This window comes from Streptomyces sp. NPDC057099 (genome assembly GCF_042671245.1).
Taxonomy (GTDB): domain Bacteria; phylum Actinomycetota; class Actinomycetes; order Streptomycetales; family Streptomycetaceae; genus Streptomyces; species Streptomyces purpurascens.
Genome location: NZ_JBHUTX010000017.1, coordinates 14,810 through 28,471 on the forward strand (window position 1 = coordinate 14,810; position 13,662 = coordinate 28,471).

The window sequence follows — 13,662 nt, forward strand, 5'->3', positions numbered from 1 at the left end:
ACGGACATCTCCGGCGGGGCACGGGGCCGATCACGCCCCGGATTGCGGCGTGATCGCCCGGGTACTTGCGCGGGCATGGAATTCAGCGTGGTGGCGGTGGGCCGGGAGGACGACAGTCCGGTCGAGGAGCCGTTGCGGGTCGCGGTGCTCGCCGACCGGCTCGGGTACCGGGAGGTGTGGGCGGGCGAGGGACCCACGTGGGACTCGTTCGTGCTGGCGGCGGCGATCGGCGCGGCCACCGAGCAGGCCGTGCTGACGGCCGGGCCCGTGCCGGTGTCGGTGCGCGACCCGCTCACCATCGTCCGGGGTGCCGCCTCCACCGCGGCCGTCACCGGCCGGCCCGTCGGTGTGGCCCTCGGCACGTCCAGCAAGCGGGTCGTCGAGGGCGTCCACGGCCGGCCGCGGACCCGGCCGGCGGCTGCCCTCGAGGAGTCGGCGGCGACCGTGCGCGGACTGTGGGACAGCGTGCCGGGCGAGCCGATCGTGCCCGGCAGCGGCTTCCCGCGCCGGCTGCCGCCGCCCGGGGGCGAGGTCACCGTCGCGGCGTTCGGCGAGCGCGCGATCGAGACCGCCGTCGGGTACGCCGACCGGATGCTGCTCGATGTCGTCTCGCCGGAGCAGGTCCGCGTCCTGCGGGCGCGCATGCTCGCCGCCGCCGAGCGCGCGGGCCGTACGCCGCCCCGGCTGGCCGCCTGGCTGCCCGCCGCCGTGGACCCGGAGCCTGAGACGCTCACGCAGGTCCTGCGCAGCGTCGTCGGCTATCTCGCCGTGCCGGGCTACAGCGACATGTTCGTCGAGGCGGGATTCGCCGAGGTCGTCGAACTGGCCGCCAAGGGCGCCGACCGGGACACCCTGCTGCGGGCCCTGCCGCCCGAGGCCGCGGGCACGGTCGCCCTCGTCGGCGACGCCGGAACCGTCCGCGCCCGTATCGAGGCCTACGCCGAGGCCGGCCTCGACGAGATCGCCCTGGTCCCGGCCACGGCGGGCGACCCGGCGGGGGAGCGCACGCTCACTGCGCTCAGGCCGGCATGACGCGGCGCGCCGCCCGTCACACGAGGCGGCGCGCCCATCCGCTGTCCGGGGCAGCCGAAAGGGCGTAGCCGTCAGTCGGGCAGCAGCAGCCGGCATGTCTCACCCGGCTGGACGCTGACCGCACGGTCGGGCAGCTGAACGTCGATCGGCGGGAGGTCGGACGGCGGTACGGCGATCTCCACCCAACCGCCGGCCAGCCGCAACCGTATGCCCCAATGGCCCTGGTACCGAAGGGAGAAGCCGTACGACGACAGCTCCGGCAGTGGCACCGGATCCAGCCACAGCGCCCCGGCCCGGGTCTCCAGTCCGGTCAGTCCCCGTTGGACAAGGTCGAGGGTGCCGGCCATGGCGCCGAGGTGAATGCCCTCGCCGGTGGTGCCGCCCTGCACGTCGGCGACATCCCCCTTCAGGGCCTCCTGGCAGAACGTCCAAGCCTCGGCGCGCCGGCACCGGGCCAGGATCCAGCCGTGCACCAGACCGCTGAGGGTCGAACCGTGGCTGGTGCGGGCCAGGTAGTAGTCGACGGTGCGACGCCAGGTCTCCTCGTCCAGCCGGTGCCCCAGCCTATGCAGGAGTCCCTGCAGCTCAGCCGGTGAGAAGAGGTAGCCCAACATCAGCACATCGGCCTGTTTGGAGGCCTTGTACTGGTTGACGCTGTCGCCCTCGGCCTCCAGGATCCGGTCCAGGCGCCGGATGTCGCCGTAGCGCTGGCGGTAGGCGTCCCAGTCGAGTTCGGCGAGGTCGTCGTAGCCATCGAACTGGCTGATGACTCCGGCGTGGAAAGGGACGTGGAGGGTGCGGGAGACCTTCTCCCACTGCTCCAGTTCCCCGTCGTCCAGAGCGATGCGTTCGGCGAGTTCGCGACGGCGGGGCTCCGGCAGCGTACGCAGCACCTCCAAGGCGCGGGCGAGCACCCAGGCCGCCGTGACGTTGGTGTAGGCGTTGTCGTCCAGGCCGGGCCGCTCCGCGCCGGGGTAGGCCTCGTGGTACTCGTCGGGGCCGACCACGCCACGGATGCGATGCCGTCCCAGATGCTCGTCCCAGGTGGCCGAGTCAGCCCAGAAACGCGCGATCTGCAGCAGCATCTCGGCGCCCCTGGTGTGCAGGAACTCGGCGTCACCTCCGGCCTCGCAGTACTGCCACACGTTGTACGCGATCGCCGAACCGACATGGTGCTGGAGGTGGGTGTGGTCGGGCAGCCATCGGCCCGAGCGGGGGTTGAGGTGCAGCCGTTGGGTCTCCTCTCGGCCGTCGCTGCCGCTCTGCCACGGGTACAGCGCGCCGCCCCGGTCAATGGCCCGTGCGGCGGCGCGGGCCCGGTCCAGGCGCCGGTGGCGGTAGTGGAGCAGGGCGCGGGACACCTCGGGGAAGTGCAGGTTGAGATACGGCAGGACGAAGAGTTCGTCCCAGAAGACGTGTCCGCGGTAGGCCTCGCCGTGGAGTCCGCGGGCCGGCACGCCCACGTCCAGCTCTGCGCTGTGCGGGGAGACCGTCTGCAGCACGTGGAACAGGTGCAGGCGCAGAATGGCTCCCGCCTTCCCCGGGACGTCGAGTTCGGCCCGGCGCCACAGCTGGTTCCACGCGGTCCGGTGCGAGGCCAGCAGGTCGTCGAAGCCCGGTGCCGCGCCCGCCCGGTCCACCGCTGCTTGCAACGGGTCGCTGATCGCGGGGTCACGTGAGGTGTGCAGGGCGATGGTCTTGTCGACGGTAACCGTGCGGCCGGGGGCCAGGGGCAGCGTGAGGTGCTGGACGGCGCGTGAGGGTTCGTGTGCGTCCGTGATCGGCTCCTGGGCCGTCAGGCGGGCGGCCATGCCGATCCGGATGTCCGAGGTGCGGGTACGGCAGCGCAGCCACACCGTGCCGGGTGCGGCGGTTCCGGTGTGCGCGTGGGTCAGGTGGTGGCCGTCCAGGTCGCGGTAGCGCGGTACCCCGGCGTTCGTGACCGCCCCGTCGAGCGCTGCCTCGACCTCCAGCTCACCGGTGAGGTCCTCGGCGGTGAACTCGGTGCGCAGCGCCGCGAGGTGCGGGTCGCCCATGTGCACCACCCGCTGTTGCAGTACCGACAGAGCCCGCCCCTCGCCGAGGGCGTACCGGGTGCGGCGCTCCAGCAGTCCCGAGTCCAGGTGGAGGGTCTGACGGTGCTCCAGGACGGTCGCCGAATCCGGCGTGAGCCACTTCCCACCGGCAAGGCGGAAGCGCAGCAGGAGCCAATTGGGGAGGTTGACCAGGTCCTCGTTCTCGACGCTGCGTCCCGCGACCTCGGAGGTGAGGCGGTTGTAACAGCCAGCCGCGTAGGTGCCCGGGTAGTGCACGTCGTCCGCCGGGCACTCGGGCAGCGCCCCGCGGGTGGCGAAGTAGCCGTTGCCCAAGGTGCACAGCGACTCCCGCAGCCGTTCCTCCGCGGGGCGATATCCCTCGTACCTCCAGGCGTCGCCGTACTCCGAGGTCAGATCCGTCACGGGCGGTCTCCTCGTCGAGCGGATCCACGGGCCCGGACGGTTGTCCGTGACCTGTTCGTCTGCGCGCCGCGTTTCCCGGTTCGACCGCGCTCACACGCGCTGGGGCACGACGGCCACGGGGCACTGGGCGTGGTGCAGCAGTCTGTGGGCCACCCTGCCGAGCTGAAGCCCGAAGTGGCCCTGCCTGCGCCGTGCTCCCACGATCACCAGGTCGGCCGCGGCCGAGCGGTGCACCAGCGCCTTGCGGGCCGGGCCCTCGACCGTCGTGCGCTGTACTCGCACACCGGGGTGATCGGCCATGGCATCGCGGAGCAGTCCGTCGAGTTCCGTGCTGGCCCGCTCCTCGTGGTCTCGGCCGGGGGCCTCGGCGGCTGCGGCCGTATCGGCGGTCTCGTGTGCGGGGCGGCGCCAGGCCCGGACCACGTCCAGGACGCACCCGCGGGCCTCGGCCTCGCGGAAGGCGAACCGTGTCGCTTCCTCGCTGGTGCCGGGGTCTCCGGCGCCGAGAAGGATGCGCTCATGGGTACCGGACAGGCCCGCTTTGTCGCCGCGCACCACGACCACCGGGCAGTGTGCGCGGGCTGCGACGGCCAGCCCGACCGAGCCGAGCAGCAGTCCCTTCAGCTCGCTGCGGCCCCGCGACCCGGTGATCAGGGCGGTGGCGTTGTTGCCCTCCTGAAGGAGCGCGTCCGTCGCATCGGAGAGGAGGACCTCGGTGGACACCTTCACGTCAGGGTTGCGCCGCCCGGCGCGCTCCGCCGCGGAGGCAACGATGTGGTCGGCCATCAGCTGCCTCGCAGGGCGGCCCGGACCGACCGACGGGGTGTGGCCCTCGTACCGCTCCCAGAGGGAGCCGTACACCAGCCGCAACGGAAGCCCATACCGGGCGGCCTCGTCCACGGCCCAGTCGACCGCAGGCAGACAGCCGTCCGATCCGTCGACACCCACGACCAGGGGCAGCTCCATCGTCATCGTTCCCACCGCCTCGTGCTCGGGCACTCTGCAGGTCCGCTTTCACCGTCGCACCCGCGGCGACCCGACGCGAGGGGCGGTTGGGCTCCTGTCGGGGCCATTCGGCCCATGTTTCCGCCTTCGCGGAACCGCGGGATGCGGAGACGAGGATTGCTGCCGCGGGCACGGCCGCGGCAGGGCCCAACGGCCCCGGTACAGGGGCCGAGCGGCCCGTGGTGCCCTGCCCGGGTCAGGCACACGCTGAAGTCAGCAGGCCGCCAGAGCAGCACCGAGGCAGCTGTGGGCCCGCACGCCGGACGCACCGCCCGGCTGCGGCAGGGCCGGCTGAAGGGAGCCCCAGTGATGACCTCCACCACCAACCTGTCCGCAGGCCTCACAGCCGAGCAGCGCGAGCGGCTGATGCGCGTCGCCCATGAGGTGTCCTTCGACGCCGGCACACGCTTGTTCGAGGAAGGCCGACGTGCCGATCGGTTCTGGATCGTGCGCACCGGCACTGTCGCGCTCGATCTCCGGGTCCCGGGCCGGCGAGCCGCTGTCGTCGAGTCCCTGGGGTACGGCGAGCTGATCGGCTGGTCGTGGCACTTCCCGCCGTACGTGTGGCACCTGGGCGCGGAGGCGATGAGCCCGGTGCGGGCCTACGAGTTCGACGCTGAGGGCGTGCGGGCGATGTGCGCCCAGGACGCCGAGTTCGGCCGCGCTATCGCGGCCTGGGTCGGCCGGGTGGTTGCCGACAGGCTGCACGCCTCCCGCATCCGGCTACTCGACCTGTACGCCCCCTACGGCAGCGGGAGCCCACTCTGAGCGTCCCTGACCCCCAGTCCCAGTCCGCGCCCGGCCGCCGGAAGGGAACGACCATGCACGGCAGCCCGCACATCGTCTGCGACGTCATGACGCACACCGTCGTGGCCGTGGGCCGTGGCACCGTGTTCAAGGAGATCGTGAAGGTCATGGGGCAGTGCGCGCTGCCGGTCCTGGAGGGCGCGGGTCGGGTGATCGGGGTTGTCTCCGAAGCGGACCTGCTCACACAGCTTCGCCGGCTCTCCGACATGACCAAGGCGGGCGGGGTGACCGCGGAGGAGCTGATGAACTCACCGGCCGTCACCGTGCACGCCGACACCACGCTCGCCCAGGGTGTGGTGGACGTCGAGTGCCACCTGGCCGGGGCGTCTGCCGAGAGTGAGCTCCGGTGAAAACACCGCTGATGAGGTCTCCACATTCGACGACATCGTCGCCGCGCTTCCGAAAGACGAGATGCCCGGACCCACACTGCGCCGGCTCATCCAGCGCAGGGCGGCCTCAGCGGCACTTGCGGACGTTCTCCGGCGAAGGGCCACCAGCTGGACGAATGGCGCGAGCCTCTCCCCGGGGCTGGCCACCCGGGTGGGCAAGCGCACCGCCGACCTACCTCGACAACGAGACGATCGACCGGGAGGGCGTCGGCCGGCTGGTCGGCATTGCCGTCGCCGAGGGCGGCGCCACCCGCCCCGGCCTGAAGATCTGCGTCTGCGGCGACACGAGGTGATCTCCACCGGGGCAGGGACCGCCGGCCTTCCGCGTTCAGACCGTGATCCGGCGCCCGGTGACGGCGGCAGGCTCGATGCACAGCCACAGCTCGCGCCGGCCTCCCGCCCACGGCGTGCTGTACGCCTGCTCGGCGAGTCGGGCCACCTCGTCCGGATCAGTCACAGCCCTCGCCGGGCCGCGCGCCAGCACGCTCCAGCCTTCACTGAACGCCTCGTCGATGCGGTCGACCTCGAAGGCGACGTGCTGGCCGACCGCCTCTGCGGGCGTCGTGCCGGGGTCGGTACGGAAGACGATCGCGCCGTCGACGACGCTGTAGTTGACCGGTATGACGACCGGCCCGGCGTCCGTGGGCACGGCAAGACGCCCCACTCCGTGCGTCGACAGCAGGGAGCGGCACTCCGCTTCGGTCAGCTCCGTGAAGCGGGGGGTGCGGGAGGCCCGTCCGAGGCCGGGCGGCAACTCGGTGTCGCCACCGGTCAGGTGCCACACCGTGGTCTTCAACACTCCGGCCAGCCGGAGCAGGGTGCCCGCGCCCGGGTCCGCGGTCGGCCGCTCCTCCAAGTACTGGAGGTAGGCAGGAGCCATGCCCGCCTGAGTGGCCGTCTCCTGCCGAGTCAGGCCGAGTTCCGTACGCCGTTGGGTGATCCGGCGCCCGAGGTCTCCCACCGGGCGCCCCTCCACGGCGTGCGACGAGGCTCGTTCGGTCATGGCCCGTCACCTCTCTCCTTCGTCAGGCCGCCTCGACTGGGACGACCTCCTGATGCTGCTCTCCACCGAGTACGACCTTGAGAGCACCGGTGTCGCCGGCCCGGCCGAAGACGTCGTACGCCTCCTCCATGTGGGCCAGCGGGAAGGTGTGCGTGACCAGCTGCCCGGTGGGCAACCGGTCCGCGGCCGCCATCCGGAGCAGCGTGGGGGTGGAGTAGGTGTCCACCAGCCCCGTGGTGATGGTCACGTTCTTGATCCACAGGTCTTCCAGGTGCAGGGTCGCGGGCTTGCCGTGCACGCCGACGTTGGCCACGTGCCCGCCCGGCCGCACCATGCGCGTGCAGAGCTCGAACGTCTCCGGGACGCCGACGGCCTCGACAACCACATCCGCGCCCAGCCCGTCGGTGAGGTCCGAGACCAGTTGCTCAGGGGCTTCCCGGGCGTCCGCCACCGCGTCCGCGCCGAGGCGCCTGGCTGCTTCCAGCCGGGCGGCGGCGAGATCCACGGCGACGATCCGCTCCGGTGCGAACAGCCGGGCGGTTGCGATGGCCGCGAGCCCGATGGGGCCGGCGCCCACGACGGCGACGGTGTCACCGGGCCGTACGTGCCCGTTGAGCACGCCCACCTCGTACCCGGTCGGGAAGATGTCGGCCAGCAGTACGGCGTGCTTGCTGTCCAGGGCACTGGGCAGCGGGTGCACGGACAGGTCGGCGTACGGCACGCGGACGTACTCGGCCTGGGTGCCGTCGATCAGGTGGCCCAGGATCCAGCCTCCGCCGCCTTGGCACTGGCCGTACATGTTCTCGCGGCAGTAGCGGCAGCGGCCGCAGGCGGTGATGCAGGAGACCAGCACCCGGTCCCCCGGCCGCACCGTGCGCACGTCACCGCCGACGTCGACGATCTCACCGACCGCCTCGTGCCCCAGCACCGTGCCGGGGCGCACCTCGGGAACGTCGCCCCTGAGGATGTGCAGGTCCGTTCCGCAGATGGTGACGGCGTCGACACGCACGATCGCGTCGGTCGCCTCCTTGATCGCGGGGTCCGGGACGTCCTCCCAGGCGGACTGTCCGGGGCCGTGGAAGACGTAGCCCTTCATGGCGTTCCCACCTTCCTGGTGTGGGCGCGATGCCGGGATTGCACCGCCAGTTCCAGCTTGGCGCGGGCTGGTGGAAGGCGCTTGGGCCGGTCGGCCCTACCTCAGGCTCGCTCGGTCAGCCCGCCGCAGCTTCGGCAGGGCCCGCGACCGAGGCACCGGCCACACCCAGGGGCAGGTACGGAAGCACCTCGAAGAGGCCCGGCAGCCCTGTGTGCCGCAGGATGCGCCGGGCTCCGGAGTCAGCTCGTCAGCTCGTGGCCGATCCGCGCCGCCCACGTCTCGATCCGCTCGAAGTCGCGGAAGTCCCCGCCCTTTCCGCTGCGGAGAATCATTCGCGCGACCCAGCCCTTCGCGCCCTCCTCCAGACAGCCTCCGAAGGTGACGTGCTCCCTGGCGTCGAGCCGGACCATGGCCTTCTTCACTCCGGGCACCGGCGGGATGTCCCGCTCCGAGGCCGAGGGGTCGAGCGGGCCGCTGCTGAAGAACCACAGCGGGCGTTCGGCCAGGGCCTTGCCGTGACGCCGGACGAAGCGGCGGGTGTCCTTGTGCCAGCGGCCTGCGTACAGCCCGCCACCGACCACGACGGCGTCGTACGCTGCCGCACTCGGCACGGCCCTGGCGGGACTCGCCTCGGCCGTCAGTCCGTCCTTGCGCAGGACCTCCGCGATGGTCTCGGCGATCTCTGCCGTAGAGCCGTTCGTCGTTCCGTAGGCGACCAGGACGTTCTTCGTCATGAGGGTCCTCCTCCTTTCACCGTATGTGCAGCGAGGCGGCGGTCACGCTGTGCAGCGCCGCCTCGCTCTCGTGTTCCAACTGGCAGGTGGTCCGCTGATCCGGTGGTCGGCAAGCAGCTGGGCCACCTTCTTGATCGAGGTTCCCTACATGGCCCGGACCACATCCATGGTCATCACCGAGCCGACCTTGCCTTGTTGCATGAGGTTCCCTCCTCGACTGATTCGGCCGGTGCGGCCGGCTCAGCGGAGTCGGCGCAGATAGGGGTCCTGGGCCCGGCGCGGCAGCAGGCGCACTCGGGCGTCGAGCACGGTGACCGTTCCAGGCGTTGCGAGGACCGGGTTGAAGTCGGCCTCCGCGAGCTGCGGCAGATCGCTCGCCATCCGCGACAGTCGCTGGAGCAACTGTTCCAGCGCCGGGAGGTCGACAGGCCGGTTGCCGCGCGAGCCGAGCAACAGCGGTGCGCAGCGCGGGGACGTGATCAGGTCGTGCACGTCGTGGTCGGTGAGCGGCGCGAGCCGGGCGGCGTGGTCGGCCAGTACCTCTGTGGCCGTGCCACCGAGCCCGAACAGGACGAGCGGCCCGAACACCTCGTCCTGGGCGACACCGGCGAACAGCTCAATACCGCGCGGAGCGAGTGGCTGGACGATCACACCGGTCAGGACGTCGCCGAAGCGTGAGTCGAAGTCCCGGAAGGCGGCCCGTACTTGGGCGTCGCCCTGGATGTCGAGGTGGACAGCACGCTTCTCGGTCTTGTGTACGAGGCCCGGCCAGTACGCCTTCATGACCAACCGTCCGTCGGCGCCGCGCAGTCGCCGGGCGGCGCGGACGGCCTCGTCCTCGGTCTTGGCCCAGGCCCAGGAGATCTGCGGGATGCCATAGCAGTCGAGGAGCTCGGCGCAGGTGCGCGGGTCGAGCCAGCCGCCCTCGGATTCTGCCGCGAGGTAGGTGCCGGTGATCTCGTGAGCGCGTTCGGTGTCGACGCGGTCCGGCTCCGGGACGGTTCCGACCGGCCGGGCGAGCCAGGCCGCGCGTCGTGCCGCATGGGCCAGCGCCCGTGCCACGGCCTGCGGTTCGGCGTACGAGGGAATCGTGCTGCCGTCGGCCGCGGGCAGCAAGGTCACCGAGGCGTCCTGCTCCAGTCGGATGACGGCGATCGTTCGAGCCCGGCGTCCCGGCGCGCCGGTCAGAGCTCGCACCAGGTCGTCGCCGGTCGCGGCGGCGACCGCCGTGGGCACCAGCGCCACGAGCACCACGTCGACACCGTCGTACTCCACAAGCCGGTCGACACACGCGCTGAGCTGCTCCTCCGTCACCACAGCCGTCGCGTCCACGGGGTTGCCGACGGCGGCACCGACGGGCAACAGGGCATGCAGCTCCTCGATGATCCCGGCACTCAGCGACGGCAGCGCGAGCCCCGCCTCGGCGCAGGCGTCGACGGCCAGTACGCCCGCTCCGCCCGCGTTGGTGACGACTGCGACCCGTGTGCCTGCCGGGAGGGGCTGAGCGTGCAGCAGGGCGGCGGTTTCCAGGAGTTCGCCGACCGAGCGGGTGGCGGTGATGCCGGCCTGGGTGAACAGCGCGAGCCGGGTCATGGTGCGGGTGGCGGCGGCCGCGGTGTGCGAGGCGGCGGCCTGCCGGCCTGCCTCCGTGCGGCCCGCGTCCACGGTGAGTACGGGCATGCGGCGGGTCACGCGCCGGGCGGTGCGGGAGAAGGCACGCGGGTTGCCGAACGACTCCAGGTGCAGCAGGGCGAGGTCGGTACGGCCGTCGCTCTCCCACCATTGGAGCAGGTCGTTGCCGCTGACGTCGTACTTGTCGCCGAGGGAGGCGAAGGTCGACACCCCGATGCCGAGGCGTGACAGCCCGTCCAGGAGCGCGATGCCGATGCCGCCGGACTGCACGGCGACTCCGGCGGTGCCGGGACGCGGATGCTCCGCGGCGAAGGTCGCGTCCATCCGCAGCTCCGGGTCGGTGTTGGAGATGCCCAGGCAGTTCGGGCCGACGAGCCGCATGCCGTAGGCGCGGCAGACCGAGATCAGCGTCCGCGCCTGGTCGGCGCTGAGACCGACGGTGACGACGAGGAGGGCCCGAACGCCCGTCTTGCCGCACTCCTCCGCGGTCGCCGGAACCGCGCCCGCGGGCACGGCCAGGACCACGAGATCCGGGATCCTGGGCAGGGCTGCGACGGACGGATGGGACGGCACGCCGAGGATCGCGGTCGCGGCGGGGTTCACGGCGAACAGGCGACGGGTGAAACCTCCCGCCTTCAGGTGGTGCAGGATCGCCCGGCCCACGGACCCGGGCCTGCGCCCGGCCCCGACGACGGCCACCGCGTCCGGCCGGAGAAGCGGCTGGAGGCTGGCAACGTCGGCGGCTCGGCCCCGCTCCTCCACAGCCGACAGGTAGGCGTCGTCCTGGTCCAGCCTGATGGTGCAGCGCACCTCGGGCCCGTCGAAGTGCCGGGCGGTGCGCAGACCGAGGTCGGCGAAGAGCCGGAGCACCTTGTGGTTCTCGCCCAGGGCATCGGCCGTGAAGGTGGTGACGCCGTTCGCGCGGGCGGCCGAGACCAGGTGCTCGACGAGCAGGGTGCCCACACCGCGGTGGTGCAGGCCATCCGCGACCGCGACGGAGATCTCGGCCGTGTCGGCCCCGCCACCGGTGTCGTACTCGGCGAGACCGATCACCAGGCCCTGCGCCTCGGCGAGCAGGGCCTGGTAGCCCGGGCGGGCCGGGGCGCAGGCCCGGTCGGCGGCCATGACGGCGGATCGGCGGCTCGCGGCGAAGAACCGCAGGCGCAAGTTCTCGGGGGACATCTTCTCGTAGAGACCCCGCAACCGCTCGTGGTCCCCCTGCTGCACGGCGCGTATGCACACGGTCGTGCCGTCCGTGAGCAGGGCGTGGATCGGCGGGCGGTCGAGCACATCGTGCGTCATGGCAGTCTCCTCCGAGCCATTCGGTGCTTCGAGCATCAGGCGGATCGAGGAGTCGTCGCATGGGCTGTCCGGGGTAGGCCGGGGGCCGATCGGCCCTGTGGCCCGCTGTGTCGAGTGCGTTGCCGTAGGAGTGGGCGACGTGGTCGTGCCTTTTCCGGGCATGGGTGACCCGCTGGGCGGAAGGCCCGCATCCGCGATGCGGTCAGACCCGTTCGGGGACGACCGCGACGGGGCAGGCCGCGTGGTGCAGAACGGCATGCGTGACGCGGCCGATCCCGAGTCCGATGCGGCCGTGGGGGCGTCTGGCGCCGACCACGAGGAGGGCGGCATCGGCTGAGGCGTCGAGCAGTACGGTGCGGGCGGGGCCCTCGACGGTCCGGCGGCGCACCTCGACAGCCGGGTAATCCTCGGCCGGCGCACGGAGCCCGGTTTCCAGGGCATCGGCGGCGCTCTGCTTGTCTCCGTGGGCAGGTTCACCGGCGAGCAACAGGTGGTCGGCGGTCTCGTGCGCGGTGCAGTGCCAGGCCCGCACGGCCTCAAGCGGTACCGCGCGCTGGGCCGCCTCCCGGAAAGCGAAACGCACTGCCGCCGATTCCGCGGCATGGTCCGGCACTCCTACGACGATGCGGCGGCCCTGCGCCGGGGACCCGGCTCGGTCGTCGTGGTCACCGCGTACCACGATCACCGGACCGTCGGCGTGCCCGGCCACGGCGAAACCGACCGAGCCCAGCAGCAGTTCGGCGGCGCCCCCGCGGCCGCGAGAGCCCACGACCAGCGCGGAGGCACCGCGCGCCGCGCGACGGAGTACGGGCACCGGACCCTCGGGCACGACCTCGGTGGCGACCTCCATGTCCGGGACCCGCGACCGAGCGCGCTTGGCGGCGGCCACCACGAGCACATCGGTGAGGATCTGCTCCGTCTTTCCCGGCCCCGCGGCGAAAACGGCATGTTCATAGCGCTCCCACAAAGACGCGTACACCACACGCAGCGGTACCCCGCGCAGCGCGGCCTCGTCGGTCGCCCAGTCCACAGCCCGCAGGCTGGACTCGGAGCCGTCCACGCCAACGACGACGGGCAGATTCATCGGTCCGATTCCTCCTCTCGAGCTGTTCGGAACGGACAGCGACTCCCGTCGGCGTACTGCTGAGGCGGTGACGCGTCAGTCGTGCGGAACGACGACGACCGGGGCGGCAGCGTGGTGCAGCACGGCATGCGTAACGGGACCGATGTGCGCCCCCAACGGATTGCGACGGACCCGCCGTCCCACGACGACCAGCGATGCCTCGCGCGAGGCGTCGATCAGGTGAGCCGCCGCGCTGCCCGAGTGGGACACCTCGACCACCTCGACGGAGGGGTACTTGTCCCTCCACAGGCGCAGTGCGTCGGTGAGCGCACGGGCTTGCGAACGGACGACCTGGTCATACCGGTACACGTCGCCGGCGCCCCTGCCGTAGACGAACCACGAGGGCAGATGCCATCCGTGCACGGCCCGTAGGGCGGTTCCGCGCCGGGCGGCCGCGTCGAAGGCGAAGTCGATCACCGACGGGTCGAGGTGGTCGGTGTCGATGCCGAGCACGACCGGCCGGTAACGCGTGGCGGCCGACGGGATGCCCGTCGGGTCCATCTCGTGCTCGTCGGCCGCCTGCTCACCGGCCCGGACCAGGACCACGGGCCGCTCGGCACGCGCCACCACGGCCAGGCCGACCGAACCCACCAGGAACCCGCTGATGCCGCCCAGACCGCGTGATCCCAGGACGAGCAGTTCGGCGGCCTCGGTGGCCTCGCCCAGCACCTCGCTGGGACGGCCGGCCAGGTGCTCGGCCGTCACTTCGACGTCGGGGTGACGCAGCCGGACCCCTTCCGCGGTGTCACGGGGGATCTTCTCGCTCCATTGCTGAGAGGTCTCGGCACCCAGCTGTGGGGCCTGCGCCATGGGCTCCGGCGCCGGCTCCCACACGTGCAGGAGCTTCAGTGGCAGGCGGCGCAGCGCCGCCTCACGGGCCGCCCACTCGGCGGCGGCGCGGCTCTCGGGCGAGCCGTCGAGACCCACGGTGATCGTGCGGGACATGGTCTTCACCTCCGGAGTAGAAGCTCACGATTCGAGCATCGCCTCCTCCGGCCGTCGCAGTGGAGGGGCCACAGGTCCCGTGCCGGGACCGACCGGCCCTACCGCCCGGCTGAAACGACGAACACGGCGGTGCCC

At 72.1% G+C, this 13,662-nt stretch carries 11 protein-coding genes and 1 pseudogene; 4 read left to right on the forward strand and 8 right to left on the reverse strand.

The window, feature by feature from the left end; translation table 11 throughout:
- Positions 1-75 precede the first annotated feature (75 nt).
- Positions 76-1,032, forward strand: coding sequence for an LLM class F420-dependent oxidoreductase (locus ACFT4A_RS21895; protein WP_382832557.1), 957 nt, complete (start codon positions 76-78; stop codon positions 1,030-1,032).
- A 71-nt stretch (positions 1,033-1,103) separates the two neighbouring features.
- Here ACFT4A_RS21895 and ACFT4A_RS21900 read toward each other — a convergent pair whose 3' ends face one another.
- Together ACFT4A_RS21900 and ACFT4A_RS21905 are read right to left on the reverse strand one after the other, a co-directional pair.
- Positions 1,104-3,491, reverse strand: a complete 2,388-nt coding sequence (locus ACFT4A_RS21900; protein ID WP_382832559.1) for a glycoside hydrolase family 65 protein — start codon at positions 3,489-3,491, stop codon at positions 1,104-1,106.
- A gap of 90 nt (positions 3,492-3,581) precedes the next feature.
- Positions 3,582-4,457: a universal stress protein gene (locus tag ACFT4A_RS21905; protein ID WP_382832740.1), complete on the reverse strand. Its 876-nt coding sequence runs from the start codon at positions 4,455-4,457 to the stop codon at positions 3,582-3,584.
- Positions 4,458-4,805: 348 nt separating this feature from the next.
- On the opposite strand from ACFT4A_RS21905, the gene ACFT4A_RS21910 reads away from it, so the two are divergent.
- The 3 genes and pseudogenes from ACFT4A_RS21910 to ACFT4A_RS21920 all read left to right on the forward strand — a co-directional run bounded on the left by ACFT4A_RS21910 (position 4,806) and on the right by ACFT4A_RS21920 (position 5,985).
- A complete protein-coding gene (locus tag ACFT4A_RS21910) occupies positions 4,806-5,264 on the forward strand; it encodes a cyclic nucleotide-binding domain-containing protein (RefSeq protein WP_382832561.1) in 459 nt (152 codons plus the stop codon).
- Positions 5,265-5,317: 53 nt separating this feature from the next.
- A pseudogene (locus ACFT4A_RS21915) lies at positions 5,318-5,593 on the forward strand (CBS domain-containing protein); the annotation flags it as partial.
- A gap of 215 nt (positions 5,594-5,808) precedes the next feature.
- Positions 5,809-5,985, forward strand: a complete 177-nt coding sequence (locus ACFT4A_RS21920) for a hypothetical protein (protein ID WP_382832751.1) — start codon at positions 5,809-5,811, stop codon at positions 5,983-5,985.
- A 35-nt stretch (positions 5,986-6,020) separates the two neighbouring features.
- Here the strand turns inward: ACFT4A_RS21920 and ACFT4A_RS21925 are convergent, their stop codons facing one another.
- The 6 genes from ACFT4A_RS21925 to ACFT4A_RS21950 all read right to left on the reverse strand — a co-directional run bounded on the left by ACFT4A_RS21925 (position 6,021) and on the right by ACFT4A_RS21950 (position 13,527).
- On the reverse strand, positions 6,021-6,695 hold the full coding sequence (locus ACFT4A_RS21925) for a helix-turn-helix domain-containing protein (RefSeq protein ID WP_382832563.1): 675 nt from the start codon (positions 6,693-6,695) through the stop codon (positions 6,021-6,023).
- Positions 6,696-6,717: 22 nt separating this feature from the next.
- Entirely contained in the window at positions 6,718-7,791 is a 1,074-nt protein-coding gene (locus ACFT4A_RS21930) for a zinc-dependent alcohol dehydrogenase family protein (RefSeq protein WP_382832564.1), read from the reverse strand.
- Positions 7,792-8,030: 239 nt separating this feature from the next.
- A complete protein-coding gene (locus ACFT4A_RS21935; RefSeq protein ID WP_382832566.1) occupies positions 8,031-8,525 on the reverse strand; it encodes a flavodoxin domain-containing protein in 495 nt (164 codons plus the stop codon).
- Positions 8,526-8,765: 240 nt separating this feature from the next.
- Positions 8,766-11,459, reverse strand: coding sequence for a GNAT family N-acetyltransferase (locus ACFT4A_RS21940; protein WP_382832568.1), 2,694 nt, complete (start codon positions 11,457-11,459; stop codon positions 8,766-8,768).
- A gap of 202 nt (positions 11,460-11,661) precedes the next feature.
- Complete coding sequence (locus ACFT4A_RS21945; RefSeq protein WP_382832570.1) at positions 11,662-12,543, reverse strand: universal stress protein; 882 nt, start codon at positions 12,541-12,543, stop codon at positions 11,662-11,664.
- A 75-nt stretch (positions 12,544-12,618) separates the two neighbouring features.
- Positions 12,619-13,527 carry a universal stress protein gene (locus ACFT4A_RS21950; protein WP_382832572.1) on the reverse strand — a complete coding sequence of 303 codons (909 nt, stop codon included), beginning with the start codon at positions 13,525-13,527 and terminating at the stop codon, positions 12,619-12,621.
- Between the last annotated feature and the right edge of the window lie 135 nt (positions 13,528-13,662).

Excerpts from the sequence above, each read along its gene's own strand:
- ACFT4A_RS21910 (WP_382832561.1), top strand. The coding sequence starts at position 4,806 with ATGACCTCCACCACCAACCTGTCCGCAGGCCTCACAGCCGAGCAGCGC.
- ACFT4A_RS21920 (WP_382832751.1), top strand. The coding sequence starts at position 5,809 with ATGGCGCGAGCCTCTCCCCGGGGCTGGCCACCCGGGTGGGCAAGCGCA.
- ACFT4A_RS21945 (WP_382832570.1), bottom strand. The coding sequence starts at position 12,543 with ATGAATCTGCCCGTCGTCGTTGGCGTGGACGGCTCCGAGTCCAGCCTG.
- ACFT4A_RS21925 (WP_382832563.1), bottom strand. The coding sequence starts at position 6,695 with ATGACCGAACGAGCCTCGTCGCACGCCGTGGAGGGGCGCCCGGTGGGA.
- ACFT4A_RS21950 (WP_382832572.1), bottom strand. The coding sequence starts at position 13,527 with ATGTCCCGCACGATCACCGTGGGTCTCGACGGCTCGCCCGAGAGCCGC.
- ACFT4A_RS21895 (WP_382832557.1), top strand. The coding sequence starts at position 76 with ATGGAATTCAGCGTGGTGGCGGTGGGCCGGGAGGACGACAGTCCGGTC.
- ACFT4A_RS21940 (WP_382832568.1), bottom strand. The coding sequence starts at position 11,459 with ATGACGCACGATGTGCTCGACCGCCCGCCGATCCACGCCCTGCTCACG.
- ACFT4A_RS21930 (WP_382832564.1), bottom strand. The coding sequence starts at position 7,791 with ATGAAGGGCTACGTCTTCCACGGCCCCGGACAGTCCGCCTGGGAGGAC.
- ACFT4A_RS21935 (WP_382832566.1), bottom strand. The coding sequence starts at position 8,525 with ATGACGAAGAACGTCCTGGTCGCCTACGGAACGACGAACGGCTCTACG.
- ACFT4A_RS21905 (WP_382832740.1), bottom strand. The coding sequence starts at position 4,457 with ATGGAGCTGCCCCTGGTCGTGGGTGTCGACGGATCGGACGGCTGTCTG.